Annotated in this window: 18 protein-coding genes; 9 read left to right on the top strand and 9 right to left on the bottom strand. The window is 60.8% G+C overall.

The features are described 5' to 3' along the window. Positions 1 to 4: 4 nt before the first annotated feature. Entirely contained in the window at positions 5 to 1696 is a 1692-nt protein-coding gene (gene ettA, locus U873_RS0115895) for an energy-dependent translational throttle protein EttA (RefSeq protein ID WP_115658614.1), read from the top strand. 125 nt (positions 1697 to 1821) lie between these two features. On the opposite strand, the gene U873_RS36675 is transcribed toward ettA, so the two are convergent. Further along, entirely contained in the window at positions 1822 to 1986 is a 165-nt protein-coding gene (locus U873_RS36675; protein ID WP_157838091.1) for a hypothetical protein, read from the bottom strand. Here U873_RS36675 and gdhA point away from each other — a divergent pair. Continuing rightward, complete coding sequence (gene gdhA / locus U873_RS0115890; protein ID WP_025129197.1) at positions 1985 to 3322, top strand: NADP-specific glutamate dehydrogenase; 1338 nt, start codon at positions 1985 to 1987, stop codon at positions 3320 to 3322. The genes U873_RS36675 and gdhA overlap by 2 nt on opposite strands. 6 nt (positions 3323 to 3328) lie before the next feature. On the opposite strand, the gene U873_RS0115885 is transcribed toward gdhA, so the two are convergent. The 4 genes from U873_RS0115885 to U873_RS0115870 all read right to left on the bottom strand — a co-directional run bounded on the left by U873_RS0115885 (position 3329) and on the right by U873_RS0115870 (position 6785). Further along, the gene (locus U873_RS0115885; RefSeq protein ID WP_025129196.1) at positions 3329 to 3823 is read right to left on the bottom strand and encodes a GreA/GreB family elongation factor; all 495 of its coding nucleotides are present in this window, start codon (positions 3821 to 3823) and stop codon (positions 3329 to 3331) included. A 71-nt stretch (positions 3824 to 3894) separates the two neighbouring features. Beyond that, positions 3895 to 4251 (bottom strand): hypothetical protein, encoded by a 357-nt coding sequence (locus U873_RS0115880; RefSeq protein ID WP_025129195.1) that lies wholly within the window; start codon positions 4249 to 4251, stop codon positions 3895 to 3897. 99 nt (positions 4252 to 4350) lie between these two features. After that, positions 4351 to 6204: a DUF4105 domain-containing protein gene (locus tag U873_RS0115875; RefSeq protein WP_025129194.1), complete on the bottom strand. Its 1854-nt coding sequence runs from the start codon at positions 6202 to 6204 to the stop codon at positions 4351 to 4353. Between the two features lie 92 nt (positions 6205 to 6296). Beyond that, positions 6297 to 6785 (bottom strand): DUF3015 domain-containing protein, encoded by a 489-nt coding sequence (locus tag U873_RS0115870; protein ID WP_025129193.1) that lies wholly within the window; start codon positions 6783 to 6785, stop codon positions 6297 to 6299. Between the two features lie 276 nt (positions 6786 to 7061). Here U873_RS0115870 and U873_RS0115865 point away from each other — a divergent pair, with 276 nt between their 5' ends. After that, positions 7062 to 9500, top strand: a complete 2439-nt coding sequence (locus tag U873_RS0115865; protein ID WP_025129192.1) for a Lon protease family protein — start codon at positions 7062 to 7064, stop codon at positions 9498 to 9500. Positions 9501 to 9713: 213 nt separating this feature from the next. Beyond that, positions 9714 to 10046 carry a hypothetical protein gene (locus U873_RS0115860; protein WP_025129191.1) on the top strand — a complete coding sequence of 111 codons (333 nt, stop codon included), beginning with the start codon at positions 9714 to 9716 and terminating at the stop codon, positions 10044 to 10046. A gap of 3 nt (positions 10047 to 10049) precedes the next feature. On the opposite strand, the gene U873_RS0115855 is transcribed toward U873_RS0115860, so the two are convergent. After that, the gene (locus U873_RS0115855) at positions 10050 to 11882 is read right to left on the bottom strand and encodes a hypothetical protein (protein WP_025129190.1); all 1833 of its coding nucleotides are present in this window, start codon (positions 11880 to 11882) and stop codon (positions 10050 to 10052) included. A 161-nt stretch (positions 11883 to 12043) separates the two neighbouring features. Here U873_RS0115855 and U873_RS0115850 point away from each other — a divergent pair, with 161 nt between their 5' ends. From U873_RS0115850 to U873_RS0115840, 3 genes are all read left to right on the top strand, one after another. Continuing rightward, positions 12044 to 12532 (top strand): TIGR00645 family protein, encoded by a 489-nt coding sequence (locus U873_RS0115850; RefSeq protein WP_025129189.1) that lies wholly within the window; start codon positions 12044 to 12046, stop codon positions 12530 to 12532. Positions 12533 to 12666: 134 nt separating this feature from the next. After that, entirely contained in the window at positions 12667 to 12972 is a 306-nt protein-coding gene (locus tag U873_RS0115845; protein ID WP_025129188.1) for a DUF6482 family protein, read from the top strand. Positions 12973 to 13098: 126 nt separating this feature from the next. Next, a complete protein-coding gene (locus U873_RS0115840; protein ID WP_025129187.1) occupies positions 13099 to 13716 on the top strand; it encodes an FKBP-type peptidyl-prolyl cis-trans isomerase in 618 nt (205 codons plus the stop codon). A 90-nt stretch (positions 13717 to 13806) separates the two neighbouring features. On the opposite strand, the gene U873_RS0115835 is transcribed toward U873_RS0115840, so the two are convergent. From U873_RS0115835 to U873_RS0115825, 3 genes are all read right to left on the bottom strand, one after another. Next, positions 13807 to 14076, bottom strand: coding sequence for a hypothetical protein (locus tag U873_RS0115835; protein WP_025129186.1), 270 nt, complete (start codon positions 14074 to 14076; stop codon positions 13807 to 13809). 212 nt (positions 14077 to 14288) lie between these two features. Next, a complete protein-coding gene (locus U873_RS0115830; RefSeq protein WP_016967028.1) occupies positions 14289 to 14630 on the bottom strand; it encodes a zinc ribbon domain-containing protein YjdM in 342 nt (113 codons plus the stop codon). Positions 14631 to 14748: 118 nt separating this feature from the next. Beyond that, the gene (locus U873_RS0115825) at positions 14749 to 15717 is read right to left on the bottom strand and encodes a polyprenyl synthetase family protein (RefSeq protein WP_025129185.1); all 969 of its coding nucleotides are present in this window, start codon (positions 15715 to 15717) and stop codon (positions 14749 to 14751) included. Between the two features lie 379 nt (positions 15718 to 16096). Between U873_RS0115825 and rplU the strand changes: the two genes are divergently transcribed. Then, complete coding sequence (gene rplU / locus U873_RS0115815; RefSeq protein WP_007924746.1) at positions 16097 to 16408, top strand: 50S ribosomal protein L21; 312 nt, start codon at positions 16097 to 16099, stop codon at positions 16406 to 16408. 35 nt (positions 16409 to 16443) lie between these two features. After that, complete coding sequence (gene rpmA, locus U873_RS0115810) at positions 16444 to 16701, top strand: 50S ribosomal protein L27 (protein WP_003176049.1); 258 nt, start codon at positions 16444 to 16446, stop codon at positions 16699 to 16701. Positions 16702 to 16800: the final 99 nt, after the last annotated feature.

The raw sequence follows: 16800 nt of genomic DNA, 5'->3' as shown, positions 1-16800 counted from the left end.
AACCATGTCAAAAAGTGACAAATCAGGCAAAACAGGCTCTTACGTCTTCACCATGCATCGGCTGGGAAAAGTTGTTCCGCCGAAGCGGGAAATCCTGAAAAACATCTCCCTGTCATTTTTCCCCGGCGCCAAGATCGGCGTGCTCGGCCTCAACGGTTCGGGTAAATCCACGCTGCTGAAAATCATGGCTGGCGTCGACACCGAGTTCGAGGGCGAAGCCCGCCCGATGCCGGACCTGAACATCGGCTACCTGCCCCAGGAGCCGCAACTGGATCCGTCCAAGACCGTGCGTGAAGTGGTCGAGGAAGCCGTCAGCGTGATCAAGGACGCCCAGGCTCGCCTGGACGAGGTCTACGCGGCCTATGCCGACCCGGATGCCGACTTCGACAAGCTGGCGGCCGAACAGGCCAAGCTGGAAGCCATCCTGCAGGCCAGCGATGGCCATAACCTGGAGCGCCAGCTGGAAGTCGCGGCTGACGCCCTGCGCCTGCCGGCCTGGGACGCCAAGGTCGAGCACCTGTCCGGTGGCGAGAAGCGCCGTGTGGCCCTGTGCCGCCTGCTGCTGTCGGCCCCCGACATGCTGCTGCTCGACGAACCGACCAACCACCTGGACGCCGACTCCGTCGCCTGGCTGGAACACTTCCTCCACGACTTCCCGGGCACCGTGGTTGCGATCACGCACGACCGTTACTTCCTGGACAACGTGGCCGGCTGGATTCTCGAGCTCGACCGCGGCGCGGGCATTCCTTACGAGGGCAACTATTCGGGTTGGCTGGAAGCCAAGTCCGATCGTCTGGCCCAGGAGTCCAAGCAGCAGTCGGCCCATGAGAAGGCCATGAAGGAAGAGCTGGAGTGGGTGCGCAAAGGCGCCAAGGCCCGCCAGTCGAAATCCAAGGCTCGCCTGCAGCGCTTCGAGGAAATGCAATCCCAGGAATTCCAGAAGCGCAGCGAAACCAACGAGATCTACATCCCGGCCGGTCCGCGCCTGGGCGACAAGGTCATCGAGTTCAAGAACGTCACCAAGGGTTATGGCGATCGCGTGCTGATCGACAACCTGTCGTTCTCCATGCCCAAGGGCGCCATCGTCGGCGTGATCGGCGGTAACGGTGCCGGTAAGTCGACCCTGTTCCGCATGCTGATGGGCAAGGAGCAACCGGATTCGGGCAGCATCGAAGTCGGTGAAACCGTGCAACTGGCGTGCGTGGACCAGAGCCGCGAAGACCTGGACGGCAGCAAGACTGTGTTCCAGCAGATCTCCGATGGTTCCGACCAGATCCGCATCGGCAACTACGAGATCCCGTCGCGTACCTATGTCGGTCGCTTCAACTTCAAGGGCGGCGACCAGCAGAAGTTCGTCAAGGACCTGTCCGGTGGTGAGCGTGGCCGCCTGCACCTGGCCCTGACCCTGAAGGAGGGCGGCAACGTCCTGCTGCTCGACGAACCGTCCAACGACCTCGACGTTGAAACCCTGCGTTCCCTGGAGGAAGCCCTGCTGGACTTCCCGGGCGCCGCCATTGTGATCTCTCACGATCGGTGGTTCCTGGACCGCGTGGCCACGCACATCCTGGCCTATGAAGATGATTCCCAAGCAGTGTTCTTCGAAGGCAACTACACCGAGTACGAAGCCGATCGCAAGAAACGCCTGGGCGAAGCCGCCGCGCAACCGCACCGGGTACGGCACAAAAAGCTGGCCTGATCGGGTCGCTGCTTGAAAGAAACGGAGCCTTCGGGCTCCGTTTTTTTATGCCTGGCAGAAGCCTCGACGGTTAATTTTCCAGCGCGGGGCAACGTTCAAAGTGAGTGCAAAACAGTTAATTTTTGTCACCAATTCAGTGCGTAAAACACCTGCAAAACCGGGCTATTTATATTTATTGCACCATTTAAATTCATATCTGCGACATTTTGCGCTGTCGCGGTGCGGGTTGAATTGATAAAGTCCCGGGCAAATCTCCCTTTAACGACAATAAATTTGCCGAGACTTCCCATGATCGAATCCGTCGAAGACTTCCTCGCCCGCCTGAAAAAGCGCGACCCGGACCAGCCTGAATTCCATCAGGCGGTGGAAGAGGTACTGCGCAGCCTCTGGCCGTTTCTCGAAGCCAATCCGCATTACCTGAGCTCCGGCATTCTCGAGCGGATCTGCGAGCCGGAACGCACCGTGGTGTTTCGCGTGTCCTGGGTCGACGATCAGGGCAAGGTTCGGGTCAACCGTGGCTTCCGCATCCAGATGAACAGCGCCATTGGTCCCTACAAGGGCGGCCTGCGCTTCCATCCCTCGGTTAACATGGGCGTGCTGAAATTCCTCGCCTTCGAGCAGACCTTCAAGAACTCCCTGACCTCCCTGCCCATGGGCGGCGGCAAGGGCGGTTCGGACTTCAACCCCAAGGGCAAGAGCGACGCTGAAGTGATGCGCTTCTGCCAGGCGTTCATGACCGAGCTGTACCGCCATATCGGTGCTGATGTGGATGTGCCAGCGGGCGATATCGGTGTTGGCGCCCGGGAAATCGGCTTCCTCTTCGGTCAGTACAAGCGCCTGAGCAACCAGTTCACCTCAGTGTTGACCGGCAAGGGCATCAGCTACGGCGGCAGCCTGATTCGTCCGGAGGCCACCGGTTTCGGCTGTGTGTACTTTGCCGAGGAAATGCTCAAGCGCCGTGGTGACCGGGTTGAAGGCAAGCGCGTGGCGATCTCCGGTTCCGGCAACGTGGCGCAGTACGCTGCCCGCAAGGTCATGGATCTGGGAGGCAAGGTGATTTCCCTGTCGGACTCCGAAGGCACCCTGTACTGCGAGTCCGGCCTGAGCGAAGAGCAATGGCTGGCGGTGCTGGAGCTCAAGAACGTCACCCGTGGGCGCATCAGCGAGCTGGCGGGCCGCTTCGGCCTGGAGTTCCGTGCCGGCAAGACCCCATGGGACCTGGCCTGCGATATCGCACTGCCCTGCGCCACGCAGAACGAACTGGACGCGGAGGCGGCCCGTACCCTGCTGCGCAACGGCTGCACCTGTGTCGCCGAGGGCGCCAACATGCCTACTACATTGGAGGCTGTGGATATCTTCATCGATGCGGGCATTCTGTTCGCTCCGGGCAAGGCGTCCAACGCGGGTGGCGTGGCGGTGAGCGGGCTGGAGATGTCGCAGAACGCCATGCGCTTGCTGTGGACTGCCGGTGAAGTGGACAGCAAGCTGCACAACATCATGCAGTCGATCCATCACGCCTGTGTTCACTACGGTGAAGAGAACGGCCGGATCAACTACGTGAAGGGCGCGAACATCGCCGGTTTCGTCAAGGTCGCCGATGCCATGCTCGCCCAGGGCGTGGTCTGAGGTGCTTCAGGCCGGCTCGATACGGATGATTTCAATCACCTGATCCCCGACCGGCCGCTGCCATAGCACTTCGTCACCGGGTTGTGCCCCCAGCAGGGCGCGACCCAGGGGCGAAGCCCAGTTGATCAGCCCCCTGGCTGCATCTGCCTGATCCTCCCCGACCAATTGCACCCGCTGTTGCTGATCCTGCTCATCGGCGAAGGTCACCCGGCTGCCGATCTGCACCTTGTCGGTGCGGGTGGCCGCAGTCACCACCTGGGCACTGTGCAGGCGCTGGGAGAAGTAACGCAGGTCGCGTTCCAGTTCCGCCAGGCGCTGCTTGTCGGCATTGTCTGCCAAATCGCTTTGCTGCCCGTGCTGTTCATGCAACTGGGCGACTTTGGCCTGGAGCTCGGCGAGCCCCTGGGGCGTGACGTAATTGGGATGGCTGCTGATCTGCCGCTCCACGGGCTGCTCGACCTGGTCAGCGGCCTGATCCTCATTGACGAAGGCTCGGCTCATGGTGGTGCTCCTTGCAGGGAGGGCGGACCATGGTTGCAGGCTTGGGCCCCGGACGGATACCTGAAAACGACCTACTGCGAGCGATAGGCGCGGGCCGCGTCGCGGTCCTTTTCCTGTTGCCAGGCTCGTTCGCGTTCGTCCCAGTGCCGTTCTCGATAGTCGTTGCGGTCCTGATTCTCCAGCATTGCCTGGCATTGGCGGAAACCATCGTCCCAGCCTTCGGCGTATTGCGGATCCTTGAGGTAGCGCGGCACGTCCTTGCGAAACTCCCCGCTCATGGACCCCGCCGCCTGGCGTCCACTGACACAACCGGCATCGAAGCCGTCGGCAAAGGCCGGCGGATAGCCTTGCTTGAGCAAATACTCGTGGTTCGACTCACAACCACCGATCAGGGCCAGTGCCAGCAATGCCCAAGCGTAACGCCACATCGAGGAACTCCCAGACTTCACATGCGTGAAGTCTAGAAGGGCGATTGTCGGTGACGCGTGAAAACCTTGTCGCTAGCAGCTTGACCCTCGCAGCTGCCGTTAATAGTGATACCACTTGAGTTCAAGCATCACTTCGTTGACCGGGCTGGCCAGCTGGCTGAACTCCCGTTGGGCGCTCAGGCGCAGGCCCAGATTGCGCGACAGTTCCCACTGCTGGTTGAGGCTCAGGCTGCGGCGTACCTCGCCATTGGTGAAGTAGTCGCCCTTGGCTTCAAGGCTGAAGTTGCCCAGCGGGTTTTTCCACAGCAACCCGGAGTTGAAGCCGGCTGCCGGCGCGATGAAACCGGCGAAGTCAGCGTTGTGCTCGACCCGCACCGTGCCCAGGACAAAACCCAGGGTGTCCTCGCCCAGTTGCCAGGTGCCGCCGGCACCGCCGTTCACATGACTGACCAGGGTTTCATCGTCATGCTTGCCCGGCACTCGCTCCAAGCCGCCGATCACCTGCCAGGACCAGGGCTGCAGCAGCTCGTTGCGCGGCGTCAGGGAGCGGATGGTCGCCAGGTCCAGTTGCTGCAACTGCCAGTGGTTGCCTTCGTACTGGCGCAGCTTCATCTGCAGGATCTCGATCTGCGCCCCCAGGGGGAAACCTTCGGCGTTGTCATTGAGGTCGTGGTAGGCCATGCGCAGGCCGTACTCGGCAAAGGCCTTGTCGTCCCGGGTGCCGACCCCCAGTTGCCAGGTGCGCGACTGATGGCCGTCTTCCGGTAGACCGGGACGCTCGATCTGCAGCTCCGGCGCCGGGTTCTGGTTGATCGCCCGCAGCAGCTCGAAGCTGCGCTGCGAGCGCTGCGGGTCGCGCTCCAGGCCGTTGGCCCGGTAGCGTTCGAGGCGGTAGGCGGCGTCGACGATCAGCGCCTGGCGATCCCGGGGCAGGGCCTTGAGTTCAGGGGCCTGCAGTTGCTTCTGATCGGCGCTGACCTTGAGCACCCATTGCTGTTCCTCCGGGTTCAGGGGCTGGGCGCGACTGAGCAGCTCCCGCTCCCGGGACGGGCGATAGTCGATGCGCTCCACCAGCCCGGCGTCCTTGACCGCCTTGACCGTGTCGGTGGGAATTGCAGTCAGCGGGAACTGCTCGGTCAGGCGCAGGCTGGGCCTGGCCACCTGCAACAGTTCAAGCAGGCGGTAGGAGCAGTTCTCATCGAAGAAGAAGTAGTCGAATTTGATCTGCTTCAATTCCCAGACGTGCTCCACCATGCGCTCGGTTTCGGCCTGGGTCAGGTTCAGGCGGTACTCCCACAGGTCACGGTTTTCCAGGCTGCGGTATTCCGAGAGTTTCTCCTGGTAGGGCACCAGGGCGAACAGCCCGGGGTAGCCGCCCATCAGGCCTTTCCAGGCGTAGAGGATGCTGTTGTCCGAGCCTTCGATGTAGGCACCGAAGTTGATCGCATAGCTGAGCAAGGCGGTGTTGTTGCTTTGCACGTCGGCCTGGTCGATGCGCAGCAGGGTGTGGCCGAACATCGACGAGGGGCTGTTCAGATAGGCCGCGGGAAAGATCATCACCGTGCTGTGGGGCGAGACATCCTTGAACCACTGCTTGAACTCGGCGCATTCCACCTGGGGCACATCGTTCAGGCCCAGCTGCGCCTTCAGCCAGCGGGTGCGCGACGGGTAGACGCACTGCGCATGTCGGTCGCCTGCATCGGCGGGAGCGTAGAGGGCTTTCAGCGTCGCTGCGAGTTCCGCGTCGGGATGATGGGCGCCGTCGGGAGCGAGGAAGAACTTCGGGTCGCTGACGTAACTGCGCCAGCCACCGAGCTTGGCTGTTTCGTAATGACCTATGGAGATCCAGAAGGGGTCATTGGCCAGTTGCTGCAAACGTTGAGGGTCGATCTGGGGCGCGGCATACAACGGGGCGCAGACACAGAGCGCCAGGTAGGCAAGGCGTTTGAGCATGGTGGGCAACTTAAGTCGGAAATACAAAGACCCAAGATGGGCAAGGTCCGGAAAACAAAACCCGCTCCTCGTGAGGAGCGGGTGGGTCGAGCTTAAGCGGGGGTTGCGTACTTGGCCAGGCGCGCATCGCTCTTGAGCACGGCCAGGGTATTGGTGTGCACATCTTCCGCGGTCACGTCAGCCTTGCTGAAGATCTGCTGGAAGTGCTCGTGGGTTACCGCGGCAAAGTGCTCACGGTCTTCAGGCGCCACGCCGAGAACCACGGCATAGGTGGTCAGGGCTTCGCCTTGACCCTTGGCCATGTCTTCGGAGAGCTCGTTCATCATGCCGTTCATGGCGAACCAGGATTTACCGCCGTAGGTCAGCGCGGAGTTGGTCGAGCAGCCGTTGGTGCCGGAGGTCATGCCGAAGGTGGCGTTGCCGGAAGTGCCGTTGGTGGTGGATGCCAGGAAGTGCGCCGGAGTGCCTCGCTGGCCTTCGAACAGCATGTTGCCCCAGCCGCAATCCGGGCCGCCTGGGGCCTGGGCCATGGCGTTGAGGGATACAGCGGTGAAAAGAGTACCGAGAAGAATCCGTTTCATAGCGTTGTTCTCTTTGTGTGCATACCAATGGACAGGGAGACTGGCCCATGCCGGCACCAGTGGGCCGGTTATCTATCCAGCCGCGCAGTTTGGAGTTTAGGCAGGTTCCTTGGGTTCCGTAACTATTTACAAAACAATGCATGAAACAGCCGGTTTTACTTGGCATCGGTGGCGTCCTCCACCTTGGCTATGCTTTCCCCCGAGGCGTGCCTTGCCAGCCGGGCATACCCGGCGCCAGAATGCCGTCATTCGCCCCGCCTGATGTAAGGAAGCCCGATGCCTGATCCTGTTGCTGCCAGCTTGCGTCTAGCGCCTGAAGCGCTGACCCGTCCTTTCTCTGCTGAACAGTTCAGCTTCTCGACCACCAATGATCTGGAGCCCTTTCGCGGTGTGCTCGGCCAGGAACGCGCGGTCGAGGCCTTGCAATTCGGCGTGGCCATGCCGCGCCCCGGTTACAACGTATTTGTCATGGGCGAGCCGGGCACTGGCCGCTTCTCCTTCGTCAAACGCTACCTGAAGGCCGAAGGCAAGCGCCTGCAGACACCGTCCGACTGGGTCTACGTCAATAACTTCGACGAGCCCCGGGAACCCCGGGCACTGGAGTTGCCGGCCGGTGCTGCGGGCAGTTTCATCACCGACATCAACGGCCTGATCGACAACCTGCTGGCGACCTTTCCCGCGGTTTTCGAGCACCCGTCCTATCAGCAGAAGAAGAGCGCCATCGACCGCGCCTTCAACCAGCGTTACGACCGTGCCCTGGATGTGATCGAGCGCCTGGCCCTGGAAAAGGACGTGGCGCTATACCGGGACAGCAGCAACATCGCCTTCACCCCGATGTTCGAAGGCAAGGCCCTGGATGAAGCCGAGTTCGCCCAGTTGCCGGAGGCTGATCGCGAGCGTTTCCACGAAGACATTTCCGCCCTGGAGGAGCGCCTCAACGAAGAGTTGGCGAGCCTGCCGCAATGGAAGCGCGAGTCGAGCAACCAGTTGCGCCAGCTCAACGAGGAAACCATCACCCTGGCCTTGCAGCCGCTGCTCGCGCCGCTGTCCGAGAAATACGCAGAGAACGCGGCCGTCTGCGGCTACTTGCAGGCGATGCAGGTCTACCTGCTCAAGACCGTGGTCGAGCAACTGGTGGACGACAGCAAGACCGATGCCGTGGCGCGCAAGCTGCTTGAGGAGCAGTATTGCCCGAGCCTGGTGGTTGGGCACCCGGCCAGCGGTGGTGCTCCGGTGGTGTTCGAACCCCACCCGACTTACGACAACCTGTTCGGCCGGATCGAATACAGCACCGACCAGGGCGCGCTCTACACCACTTACCGCCAGCTGCGCCCGGGGGCGCTGCACCGAGCCAACGGCGGCTTCCTGATCCTGGAAGCCGAGAAGATGCTCAGCGAACCCTTTGTCTGGGATGCCCTCAAGCGTGCGTTGCAATCACGCAAGCTGAAGATGGAGTCGCCCCTGGGCGAGATGGGCCGCTTGGCCACCGTGACCCTGACGCCGCAGATGATTCCGCTGCAGGTCAAGGTCATCATCATCGGTGCCCGCCAGCTGTACTACACCCTGCAGGACCTGGATCCGGACTTTCAGGAGATGTTCCGGGTGCTGGTGGATTTCGATGAAGACATCCCGATGGTGGACGAGAGCCTGGAGCAGTTCGCCCAGTTGCTCAAGACCCGCACCTCGGAGGAGGGCATGGCGCCACTGACGGCGGATGCAGTGGCGCGACTGGCTACCTACAGCGCGCGCCTGGCGGAGCATCAGGGGCGTTTGTCGGCGCGTATCGGCGACCTGTTCCAGCTGGTCAGCGAGGCTGATTTCATTCGTCACCTGGCCTCGGATGCAATGACCGACGCCGGGCATATCGAGCGTGCGCTGAAGGCCAAGGCCACCCGCACCGGGCGGGTCTCGGCACGGATTCTCGATGACATGCTGGCGGGCATCATCCTGATCGACACCGATGGTGCCGCGGTCGGCAAATGCAACGGCCTGACGGTGCTGGAGGTGGGGGATTCGGCGTTCGGCGTGCCGGCGCGGATTTCCGCCACGGTCTATCCCGGCGGCAGCGGCATTGTCGACATCGAGCGCGAGGTCAACCTGGGCCAGCCGATCCACTCCAAGGGGGTGATGATCCTCACCGGGTACCTGGGCAGTCGTTATGCCCAGGAATTCCCCCTGGCGATTTCCGCAAGCATTGCCCTGGAGCAGTCCTACGGTTATGTGGACGGCGACAGTGCGTCGCTGGGCGAGGCCTGCACGCTGATCTCGGCGCTGTCGAAGACACCGCTCAAGCAGTGCTTTGCCATTACCGGCTCGATCAACCAGTTCGGTGAAGTGCAGGCTGTTGGCGGGGTCAACGAGAAGATCGAGGGCTTCTTCCGTCTATGCGAAGCTCGGGGCCTGACTGGGGAGCAGGGCGCGATCATTCCTCAGGCCAACGTCGCCACCCTGATGCTCGACGAGAAGGTGCTGCAGGCCGTGCGTGCCGGGCAATTCCATGTGTATGCGGTGCGTCAGGCCGATGAGGCGCTGAGCCTGCTGGTGGGCGAACCGGCCGGCGAGCCGGACGCCGAAGGGCAGTTCCCCGAGGGCAGTGTCAACGCGCGAGTGGTGGAGCGCTTGCGGGTAATTGCCGAGATGATCAGCGAAGAGGAGCTCAAGGAAGCGGAAAAGGAGCAGGCGCAAGAAGCGCTGGCGGACACCAAGCCGGCTTGAGTCTGGCCAACGGCGAGGGCCTGGTCCCTCGCCGTTGGCGCCAGCGTGCTGACGCCAATTTTTCAAAATAGACCATTCGGCGCCTGTTGGATCGGTCAACTTTGTTTATCAGGCTTTTCTTCTATTCTCAGGGCAAGGAGAACGACAGTCGTCGCTGGATCGAAACAGCCCTCTGCTGAAGGCTGAACAGTGGATCTACCGAGGGTCGCCGCCATGTCGCGCAACCTTTGTCTCACTCGCCAATGCCTTGGCCTGGTCACCCGTATCGAATGCTGCGTCCGCCCCCTGGCGGGAGAAAACGGGATGTGGACCCTTCTCTTCGCCGCCGGAATGGCAGGTGAGCAACCCTCCGCAATCAAATCCCAAGGGCCGTTCTGTGGGCCGGTGGTGGCTGAGTCGATCCTCGATTCGATCGTTGAAAGCCTGACCACCCACGGCTATCAGCTGGCCGATGATCCGCAGATCTGGTGCCTGCATCTGCAGGCCCAGTTGCGGCAGATCAATGGCGAGCGCGGTCGCAGCTTCCAGTTCCAACCCGAGCATTGAGGCCTATGGGGCAGGGCTTTGTGGTTCAAGCTTGTCCAGCTTGACCTCAAAGCCATATTCCACGGTGTTGAGTTCGCTGCGTTCGTAGGTCTCCAGTTGGCTGGGCTGGCCATAGAAGTAGTGCACATCGAACAGCGCCGGGCCGCTGTTCGGCGCGTTGTGGCTGACCGCCAGAATCTCCTTCAGGTACTGGCCGCTGGCATCCTTGGCGTAAAAGCGCCAGGCGTCGGCGGGAAAGAGTTTCTGGTCGACGATCAGGGCGTTGCCCTTGAGCTCGAGGCCCTTGGGCAACTGCTGGGCGCTGAGGGTCTTTTTCTCGATGCTGGCCAGGTACAGCGGAATGGAGCCGACGGCATACGCTGGGGTTTCCGGGAACAGGTTCAGGTCGTAGGTGATGACGCCGCGCATAGGGTCGATTTCAAAGGCTTCGTCCGGTAGCTCGATCGGCTTGCTGCGCTGGCCTTTGTCATCCTGGGTGAAGAACGTCAGCGGTGTGTCACCGCTACTGAACTCCGAGCCCAGCAGCTCGTCATTGAAGGTTCGCGGGTGACTGAATTCAATGCGTGCCGCGCTGGCGTCGTCCACTGACTGGCTGATGGTCACGGAGTCTTTCAGTGCCTCTTCGTCGAGCTCCGCGCCCTTGAGATAACTGGCGGCCTGGTCGTCATACACCACCACGGGCACTGGCAACAGCTGAAGGTTCTTGTCTGTGGTGCTGCGGTCGAAACGCCGTACGGGCAGGTCCAGGTCCTTGCGAGTGACGCTGGCCTGGGAAAAATCGAGTACGGCGACCTCCAGCTTGTCGATCAAGCCATTGAAATAGACCTTGGCGTAATGATGGGTGTGTTGCTGGTCGAACGCCTTCTGCTCGTCCTCCAGTTGTTTCTCGAAGGCATCGCTCCAGCTTTTCTGTTTCTGCATCTGCGCCAATTGTTGCCGGTAGAACGCAATCTGCGGTGCGTCTTCGTTGATTGAACCGGAGCGGGAAAGGATCTGCCCGCTACTGTCGCGGGCTTGTGCCAGCAGCGGGTTGAGCGAGGCATCATTGGCCTCTTCGGGCAGCGGCGCGCTGTTGCTCAGCTCGATTTCGGCGACGTTCTTGTCCAGTGACAGCAAGGTCAGGCTGATGTTGCCGTCCTGACGGGGCTTGCCGATGTCGGCCTTGGTCAGCTCGAAGTCGAGCACACGACCGGGGGCGATCACCTCCAACTTGCCCTGCAGAGAGAGCGGCTGGGGCTGGTTCTTGTTCTCGACCTCCAGGCCCTCGATAAAGGGATAGGTCACGGTCAAGTCATCTGGATTGGTCAGGTTGGAGCTGGAAGGGCTCAGTTGGATCCCCGGATCGGTTTCCGACCATTCGGGTTGAAACGCGATGACTTTCTTGTTGCTCAGGGTGACTGACTGCCACTCCAGGCCATGGGGAAAGGGGAACTGCGCCGGCATGTTGAAGCTGAAGGGGAAAACCGGTTGCAGGTCGGTCAGGTAGTCCGAGTTGGAGGACTTGCGCAGCACGAACAGGCCATTGACGTAGGTGTCCACCAGGGCTTGTGGCGTGGGGTAGTGCTTGAGCAGGGCCAGGCTGTCCTCGCCGTATTCGGTCTCGATCGGCTTGCTGGCGAGCTTGAGTTGCGCCCGTTCCAGGAGAAGCAGTGAGCCGCCCAGGTCGGCCACGGCGTCCTTGAGCTTGGGATCCTGGATGGCGTCCAGGGACTTCTCGAAGGCACTGGTTCTCTCTTCCAGGCTGGCCTGTTGCTTTTCATCGCTGGGCGAACAGCCGCCGCTGAGCAGCAGCGCCACAGCCAGGCCGACGCTGGCCAAAGGCAATCGCAAATCCATTTTCCGGTCTTCCTGTCCAATATCGGTGAGCGGTAGGAACGCCTTGGACACTAGCAGAAAAAGCGTCCGGAAAAACCCGTGTTGCGGGGGATTTCCTGTGGTTTATGGGCTTTGGGAGCGCTGATATACTCGCCGCCGTTTTTTACCAGGTGCGAGATTCAATGGAACGTTTTATCGAAAATGCGATGTATGCCTCACGCTGGCTGCTGGCGCCGATCTACTTCGGTTTGTCCCTGGGCCTGTTGGCGTTGGCATTGAAGTTCTTCCAGGAGGTCTTTCACGTTATCCCCAACGTATTCGCCATGGCCGAGTCCGAGCTGATCCTGGTCCTGCTGTCATTGATCGACATGGCGCTGGTGGGTGGCCTGCTGGTGATGGTGATGATCTCCGGCTACGAGAACTTCGTATCGCAGCTGGACATCGACGAGGACAAGGAAAAGCTCAGCTGGCTGGGCAAGATGGATTCTTCGTCGTTGAAGATGAAGGTGGCGGCGTCCATTGTGGCGATCTCGTCGATCCATCTGTTGCGAGTGTTTATGGATGCCAAGAACACTCCGACCGAGTACCTGCTGTGGTACGTGGTGATCCACATGACTTTCGTGATTTCGGCATTTGCCATGGGTTATCTGGACAAGCTGACCAAGCACTGACCGTCCTCGCCGGTCGACTGCAGTCCGCCCGGCCGTTGCGAAACGGACGGGCGGTGTTGTTTGTGGCTTGTGCTTTTCCTGGCCGGGGCATATCCCTGTAACGGTCAGGGGCTCAACATGCACGAGGTGCACTCATGAACCTGCAGGAAATGAATGCCTATGCGATTGCCGGAAAGGTCGATGAACTGAACTTGATCTCCCTGGAAGGCGGGATCTACCTGCTCGAGGCACGCATGCATGGCGCGGCGTACCCACTGAATGATGCTCGTGGCCAGACCTTCCACCTGCGCTCGGTGGAGCATGCCCGGGAAGTGCTGCAATCCTTTCCCAAGCTGCCGTTCAACCTGATCCACACCTCGGTGCACGACGAGATGTGCGGTTTGTCCGCCAGCGCCGAAGAAAGCCTGAAAGTGCCCATCGCCCTGCACTCGGGCGGCTGAAGCCCGCGTGCGGTGAACCGTGCCGGGCTTCTGTGCTAGTCTGCTCTCCCTTTTGGTTCCGGGCGCTCCGGAAGGCGCTGTGTACCCACGGCCTTTCTCGAGCCGTCCGCACAGCGGAGCAGTGTCATGTCCGAAGTAAATCTGTCCACCGACGAAACCCGCGTCAGCTACGGCATCGGCCGCCAGCTGGGCGACCAGCTGCGCGACAACCCGCCACCGGGCGTGAGCCTGGACGCGATTCTGGCCGGCCTGACCGACGCTTTCGCCGGTAAGCCAAGCCGTGTGGGCCAGGACGAAATGTCCGCCAGCTTCAAGGTCATCCGCGAGATCATGCAAGCTGAAGCAGCGGCCAAGGCCGAGGCGGCGGCTGGTGCCGGCCTGGCATTCCTGGCTGAAAACGCCAAGCGTGAAGGCATCACCACTCTGGCTTCCGGCCTGCAGTTTGAAGTGCTGACCCAGGGCGAAGGTGCCAAGCCATCCCGTGAAGACAGCGTGCGCACTCACTACCACGGCACCCTGATCGACGGCACTGTCTTCGACAGTTCCTACGATCGCGGCCAGCCTGCTGAATTCCCGGTAGGCGGCGTGATCGCTGGCTGGACCGAAGCTCTGCAATTGATGAACGCCGGTAGCAAATGGCGTCTGTATGTGCCGAGCGAACTGGCTTACGGCGCACAGGGTGTGGGCAGCATCCCGCCGCACAGTGTTCTGGTGTTCGACGTCGAGCTGCTGGACGTTCTGTAATTCGTGCAGGAGCCAACTTGCTGGTGATGGAGGGACCGCGTCCGTGGTCGATTCATCGCCAGCAAGCTGGCCCCTTGGTCGGTTTCGGTTTCATAGGCGAATTTTGGCGCTCAGGCCCTGGCCATCAGTGCCGGTCGGCCGCAAGGCTCTGGCGTAGCAGAACAAAAACAGATTGCGCACCAGCTCCTTGAGCACCAGTGGCTCGCTGGAGCTCAAACCATTCAGGTCCAGATCTCCCTGGTCCTGCAGCTCGCTCAGGGCTTCCTCTTCCAATACCGCACAGACTTCACCGGTTTCCCGATGCAGGATCCGCAGGTAAGGGTGTGGCCGGTCCAGCCAGGCATCAATCAAATAAGTCATGGGGTCATCTCCTTGAATGGGGGTTCAATGAGAATAATTCTTATTCAATGAATAGCAAGTGCCTATTGGCAGTTTCTGCTTTTTTCTGTGCAGAAATTGTTTTCGATCAAACCGTCTGGCTTTTTGCTAGCAAGGGCTGGGGGAGTGTCGCAATGGGGGAGGGGGGCAGCGTAGGGGAGCCCTCCCACGCCAGGCGCGGGAGGGAAGCGGCTTCAGACCTTGCGGACGAACTCGGACTTGAGTTTCATCGGGCCGATGCCGTCGATCTTGCAGTCGATGTCGTGGTCGCCATCGCACAGGCGGATGTTCTTGACCTTGGTTCCGACCTTGACCACCAGGGAGGTGCCCTTGACCTTGAGGTCCTTGATCACGGTGATGGTGTCGCCATCTTGCAGCACATTGCCGACCGAATCTTTCTTCACGGCTTCATCGGATGCGGCCTCGGCTTCGCCGCTGGCGGACCACTCGTGGGCGCACTCAGGGCAGATCAGCTGGGTGCCGTCCTCGTAGGTGTATTCGGAATTGCATTTTGGGCAGGGTGGCAAAGTGCTCACTTAAGCTCCTCAAAGTCAGGATGGCTAAAAGCGCACATTATATAGGGTTTTGCACGGGAGGGGGGCGGGGAGCTGCCCGGCTGGCCGGCTCCTGCACTGGGCAGGAGCCGAGGCGGGATCAGTGAGTACGGGCGACGGCGAACTCGCTCAGCTCTACCAGGGCGTCGCGGTATTCGCTGGGTGGCAGGGCTTGCAGGCAAGTGATGGCGCGGGCGACATAGTCCCGGGCCAACTGCGCGGTGTACTCCAGGGAGCCTGAGGCTTCAACCGCCTCGCGAATGCTTTCCAGGTCTTCGATACCGCCTTTCTGAATCGCCTGGCGAACCAGGGCGGCCTGTTCCGGGTTGCCTTCGCGCATGGTGTAGATCAGCGGGAGTGTCGGTTTACCCTCCGCCAGGTCGTCGCCGACGTTCTTGCCCAGGGTCTCGGCGTCGCCGCGGTAGTCCAGCAAGTCGTCGACCAGTTGGAAGGCCACGCCCAGGTGGTCGCCAAAGGTGCGCAGGGCTTGCGCCTGTTCCTCGGTGGCGCCGGCGAGGGCCGCAGCACTGTGGGTCGAGGCTTCGAAGAGCATCGCGGTCTTGCCGCGGATGACTTCCATATAGGTTTCTTCGGTGGTGCTGGCGTCACGCACCTTGGACAGCTGCAGGACTTCGCCTTCGGCGATGATCCGCGTGGCCTGGGAAAGGATGCGCATGACCGGCATGGAGCCCAGTTCGACCATCATCTCGAAGGAGCGCGAGTATAGGAAATCACCCACCAGCACGCTGGGAGCGTTGCCCCACATGGCGTTGGCGGTCGAGCGGCCACGGCGCATGCCGGACATGTCGACCACGTCATCGTGCAGCAGGGTGGCGGTGTGCAGGAATTCGATGGTGGCGGCCAGCAGGCGCAGGTCATCGCCTTCGCGACCCAGGGCTTTGCCACACAACAACACCAACAGAGGACGCAGGCGCTTGCCTCCGGCCGAGGTGATGTAGTCGCCGATTTTCGATACCAGCGGTACTCGGGAAGTCAGCTGTTTCTTGATGATGCCGTCGACGGCGCTAAAATCGTCCGCCACCGCGCGGTAGAAAGCTTGGGGTTGCATCAGCGACAGGTGCTCCAGAAGGGTTGCGCGGCATGCTAGGACCCGCGTTGGCAGGTGTCAAGGCGCGGTCCGGGCTGGTCAAGGCCCCGGCCGGCCTGAATTTGCCAGGGTAAAACACTGGGATATAGTCATTCATGGCTGTTTAAGTCTGGTTTCAGTGCACCATTAACCTCCCCGGCACTGACCTGGGCACCGCCTCGCGCCGCCTGAACGGCACTTGCATCGCTATTGTGCCTTGCGTACAATCGCGCACCCTGAACTTCCTGGGCAGCACCTGCCTTACGCAATTGCACTTGGGCCGTTCCAGCCCCATGCAGCCATGCCAGCCAATACCTCTTCTTATAAAGAGCTGGGTGAGCAGGATTATCGGAGAAATACCATGTACGCAGTAATCGTTACCGGTGGTAAGCAATACAAGGTCGCTGAAGGTGAATACCTGAAGATCGAAAAACTGGAAATCGCCACCGGCGAATCCGTGACTTTTGACCGCGTTCTGTTGGTTGCCAATGGCGACGACGTGAACATCGGCGCACCTGTTGTTGCTGGCGCAACCGTCAAGGCTGAAGTGATCTCCCAAGGTCGTCACGATAAAGTCCGCATCATCAAGTTCCGTCGCCGTAAGCACCACATGAAGCGTATGGGCCACCGCCAGTGGTTCACCGAGATCAAAATCACCGGTATTCAGGCTTAATTACAGCCTAATTCCTCACTAGGAGAATTGAACTCATGGCACACAAAAAAGCTGGTGGTAGTACCCGTAACGGTCGCGACTCAGAAGCCAAACGCCTTGGCGTGAAGATGTATGGCGGCCAGAAAATCATTCCGGGCAACATCATCGTGCGTCAGCGCGGCACCCAATTCCACGCTGGCTACGGCGTTGGTATGGGTAAGGATCACACCCTCTTCGCGAAAATCGAAGGCGTGATCAAGTTTGAAGTAAAGGGCGCGTTCAACCGCCGTTACGTGAGCGTCGTCGCAGCTTAATTGCGCGATCGCTGGAAAAGCCCTGTCTCGCGACGGGGCTTTTTCGTTTGTGGGATGAGTCTCTTGCAAAACTGTTTGTATGGGCTGCCAGCGTTGGAT

This window comes from Pseudomonas sp. PH1b, assembly GCF_000633395.1.
In the GTDB taxonomy this organism is placed as follows: Bacteria; Pseudomonadota; Gammaproteobacteria; order Pseudomonadales; family Pseudomonadaceae; genus Aquipseudomonas.
The sequence above is the reverse complement of the archived record's forward strand: the minus strand, read 5'-3'. Positions and strand labels throughout refer to the sequence as shown.

Bases quoted from the DNA above. Each gene is read 5' to 3' on its own strand.
- U873_RS0115885 (WP_025129196.1), bottom strand. From the start codon at position 3,823: ATGAGCCGAGCCTTCGTCAATGAGGATCAGGCCGCTGACCAGGTCGAG.
- U873_RS0115880 (WP_025129195.1), bottom strand. From the start codon at position 4,251: ATGTGGCGTTACGCTTGGGCATTGCTGGCACTGGCCCTGATCGGTGGT.
- rplU (WP_007924746.1), top strand. From the start codon at position 16,097: ATGTACGCAGTAATCGTTACCGGTGGTAAGCAATACAAGGTCGCTGAA.
- U873_RS0115860 (WP_025129191.1), top strand. From the start codon at position 9,714: ATGTCGCGCAACCTTTGTCTCACTCGCCAATGCCTTGGCCTGGTCACC.
- U873_RS0115825 (WP_025129185.1), bottom strand. From the start codon at position 15,717: ATGCAACCCCAAGCTTTCTACCGCGCGGTGGCGGACGATTTTAGCGCC.
- U873_RS0115835 (WP_025129186.1), bottom strand. From the start codon at position 14,076: ATGACTTATTTGATTGATGCCTGGCTGGACCGGCCACACCCTTACCTG.
- U873_RS36675 (WP_157838091.1), bottom strand. From the start codon at position 1,986: ATGGGAAGTCTCGGCAAATTTATTGTCGTTAAAGGGAGATTTGCCCGG.
- U873_RS0115870 (WP_025129193.1), bottom strand. From the start codon at position 6,785: ATGAAACGGATTCTTCTCGGTACTCTTTTCACCGCTGTATCCCTCAAC.
- U873_RS0115840 (WP_025129187.1), top strand. From the start codon at position 13,099: ATGTCCGAAGTAAATCTGTCCACCGACGAAACCCGCGTCAGCTACGGC.
- ettA (WP_115658614.1), top strand. From the start codon at position 5: ATGTCAAAAAGTGACAAATCAGGCAAAACAGGCTCTTACGTCTTCACC.
- U873_RS0115855 (WP_025129190.1), bottom strand. From the start codon at position 11,882: ATGGATTTGCGATTGCCTTTGGCCAGCGTCGGCCTGGCTGTGGCGCTG.
- rpmA (WP_003176049.1), top strand. From the start codon at position 16,444: ATGGCACACAAAAAAGCTGGTGGTAGTACCCGTAACGGTCGCGACTCA.
- U873_RS0115845 (WP_025129188.1), top strand. From the start codon at position 12,667: ATGAACCTGCAGGAAATGAATGCCTATGCGATTGCCGGAAAGGTCGAT.
- U873_RS0115875 (WP_025129194.1), bottom strand. From the start codon at position 6,204: ATGCTCAAACGCCTTGCCTACCTGGCGCTCTGTGTCTGCGCCCCGTTG.
- gdhA (WP_025129197.1), top strand. From the start codon at position 1,985: ATGATCGAATCCGTCGAAGACTTCCTCGCCCGCCTGAAAAAGCGCGAC.
- U873_RS0115850 (WP_025129189.1), top strand. From the start codon at position 12,044: ATGGAACGTTTTATCGAAAATGCGATGTATGCCTCACGCTGGCTGCTG.
- U873_RS0115865 (WP_025129192.1), top strand. From the start codon at position 7,062: ATGCCTGATCCTGTTGCTGCCAGCTTGCGTCTAGCGCCTGAAGCGCTG.